This window comes from Streptomyces sp. XM83C (assembly GCF_023072675.1).
In the GTDB taxonomy this organism is placed as follows: Bacteria; Actinomycetota; Actinomycetes; order Streptomycetales; family Streptomycetaceae; genus Streptomyces; species Streptomyces thermocoprophilus.
In genome coordinates this window covers 1-3,332 of sequence record NZ_JALLGL010000461.1, presented here as the reverse complement: position 1 = coordinate 3,332, position 3,332 = coordinate 1, and the positions used below count along the sequence as shown (strand labels likewise).

At 73.5% G+C, this 3,332-nt stretch carries 1 protein-coding gene; it reads left to right on the top strand.

The features are described from left to right. Window positions 1-215: 215 nt before the first annotated feature. Window positions 216-3,332 (top strand): molybdopterin-dependent oxidoreductase (locus MTQ10_RS29175; protein ID WP_247473396.1); only part of this gene is annotated, 3,117 nt, incomplete at its 3' end.

The following is a 3,332-nucleotide window of genomic DNA, read 5'->3' as shown; positions in this document are numbered from 1 at the left end:
CACCTCCGCGGCGCGTGAGCCGCGCCCGCCCCGCGCCCCACGCACGCCCACGGAGCGCGGGGCGGCGCCCGCGCCCCCCGTACGGCCTGCTCACACCACCCGTCGCCCACCTGTGCGGGCGGCGTAACCGCGCACGCTCCCGGCGTGTGACGAACCGGAAATTCGGGCTTCCTACCGTGCTCGCAGTACGTACGCGCGCGACGGGTGGAGTACCGGTGGCAACTGGCTCGAAGGACGACAGCGTCCGCACGGTCTGCTCGTACTGCGGGGTCGGCTGCGGCATCGTCCTCGACATCGGCCGCGACCCCTCCGACGGGCGCCGCCGCGTGACCAGGGCGTACGGCGACAAGGAGCACCCCGCGAACGCGGGCCGGCTGTGCACCAAGGGCGCGACCAGCGCCGACATGACGGCCGCGCCCGGCCGGCTGGGCACCGCGCTGATCCGCGCCGAGCGGGGCGCCGAGCCCGCCGAGACCGACGTGGACGAGGCGGTGAAGGCCGTCGCATCGCGGCTGCGGGCCATCCTCGACGAGCACGGGCCCGACGCGCTGTCCTTCTACGTCAGCGGGCAGATGTCGCTGGAGGCGCAGTACCTGGCGAACAAGCTCGCCAAAGGGTTCGTCGGCACCAACCAGATCGAGTCCAACTCCCGGCTGTGCATGGCCAGCGCAGGCACCGGCTACAAGCTGTCGCTCGGCGCGGACGGGCCGCCCGGCTCGTACGACGATCTCGACCACGCGGACCTGTTCCTCGTCATCGGCTCGAACATGGCCGACTGCCACCCCGTCCTCTTCCTGCGGCTGATGGACCGGGTGAAGTCCGCCGGCGCCAAGCTGATCGTCGTCGACCCCCGGCGCAACGCCACCGCCGACAAGGCCGACCTGTTCCTTCAGATCCGGCCCGGCACCGATCTCGCCCTGCTGAACGGTCTTCTGCACCTCCTCGTCGAGAACGGCGACATCGACGAGGAGTTCATCGCCGAGCACACCGAGGGCTGGGAGGACATGCCCGCCTTCCTCGCCGGGTATCCGCCCGCGAAGGTCGCCGAGATCACCGGCATCCCGGAGGCCGACATCCGCCTGGCCGCCCGCTGGATCGGGGAGTCGGACGCGTGGACGAGCTGCTGGACGATGGGCCTGAACCAGTCCACGCACGGCACGTGGAACACCAACGCCCTCATCGATCTGCATCTGGCGACCGGCGCGATCTGCCGTCCGGGCGCCGGCCCGTTCTCGCTGACCGGGCAGCCCAACGCGATGGGTGGCCGCGAGATGGGCTACATGGGCCCCGGACTGCCCGGCCAGCGCTCGGTCCTCGACGCCGGCGAGCGGGCGTTCGTGGAGCGGCTGTGGAACATCCCGGAGGGCACGCTCCGCACCGACGTGGGGCGCGGCACGATCGACATGTTCGAGCGGATGGCCGCCGGTGACATCAAGGCGTGCTGGATCATCTGCACCAACCCGGTCGCGTCCGTCGCCAACCGCAGGACCGTCATCGCCGGCCTGGAGGCCGCCGAACTCGTCGTCACACAGGACGTGTTCGCGGACACCGAGACCAACGCGTACGCCGATGTCGTGCTGCCCGCGACGCTGTGGGCGGAGTCCGACGGGGTCATGGTCAACTCGGAGCGGAACCTCACCCTGGTCCAGGGTGTCGTCGACCCGCCCGGACAGGCGTTGCCCGACTGGAAGCTGATCGCGCGCGTGGCCTGCGAGATGGGCTTCGCCGAAGGGTTCCCGTACGGCTCCGCGGAGGAGGTGTTCGAGGAGCTGAAGCAGGCGTGGAACCCGAAGACCGGCTGGGATCTGCGCGGGGTGACGTACGAGCGGCTGCGCGCCACGCCCGTGCAGTGGCCCGCGCCCGCCGCCGACGGGCCCGCCCGCAACCCGGTCCGCTACCTCAACGACGGCGTCAGCCAGGCCCTGCTGGAGCGTGAGGACGGCTCCCGGCCCCGTCTGGCCTTCCCCACCCCGTCGGGGCGGGCCCGGTTCTTCGCCCGCCCGCATCTGCCGGCCGCCGAACTCCCCGACGACGACTATCCGTTCGTGCTGACCACCGGGCGGCTCCAGCACCAGTGGCACACCATGACGAAGACGGGCAAGGTGGCCAAGCTGAACAAGCTGAACCCCGGCCCGTTCGTGGAGGTCAGCCCGGAGGACGCGGTCACGCTCGGCCTCACCGACGGCGACCGTGTGGAGGTCGCCTCACGGCGGGGCCGGGCCGTGCTGCCCGCCGTGGTGACCGACCGGGTGCGGCCCGGCACGTGCTTCGCGCCGTTCCACTGGAACGACCTGTTCGGCGAGTACCTCAGCATCAACGCCGTCACCAGCGACGCGGTCGATCCGCTGTCCTTCCAGCCCGAGTTCAAGGTGTGCGCCGTGACCCTCACCAAGACGTCCGCCCAGGGGCCGCAGGAGGAGACGCCCGGGGCCGGGGAGCCCGCGGGCACCGCCTCGGCCGGTTCCGCCGGTTCCGCCGGTGCCGTGATCTCCGCCGGTTCCACCGTGCCCGCCGCTTCGCTCGTGCCGGCGCTCGCCTCGGTGTTCGGCCTCGACGGTCTCGCCCCGGTCGCGCTGGCCGAGCCCGAGCGCCGCTATCTGTCCGGCTATCTCGCCGGGCTCGCCGCCAGCCCGCCCGACGGGCGGGTCCCCGTGCTGCCGCCGGGCGCTCCGCTGGCCGGGGACAGCGCGCTGTGGGTGGACGGCGTCCTGGCCGGCATGTTCTCCCGCGGTACGGCGCCGGCGCCCGCCGGCAGCGGCGCCCCGGACACGGCCGTACCGACGCGCCGGGTGGTCGTCCTGTGGGCCTCGCAGACCGGCAACGCCGAGGAGTTCGCCGCCACGGCCGTCGCCCGGCTCACCGAGTCCGGTCACGCCGCCGAGCTGCTGCCCATGGCGCAGGCGTCCCCGGCCGACCTCGCCCCGGACACGGACGTGCTCTTCGTCACCAGCACCTTCGGCGACGGCGACGCCCCCGACAACGGCGCGGACTTCTGGCGGCGGCTGTCCGCCCCGGACGCCGGGCGCCTGGAGGGCATCCGGTATGCGGTGCTCGCCTTCGGCGACTCCGCCTACGACGACTTCTGCGGCCACGGCCGGCGGCTCGACGAGCGGCTCGCGGCGCTCGGCGCGACCCGGCTGGTGCCGCGTACCGACTGCGAGCCCGACTTCGAGGAGCCCGCAGGCCGGTGGCTCGGCCGTGTGCTGACCGCGCTCGCCGACGGCACCGACGGCACCGGCACCGACCGGCGGCCCGTGCCGGCCGGGGCGTCCGGAACACCGGGCCGTACGACGGCCACGACCACGGCGACCGCCCCCGCCCCGGCCCCGCTC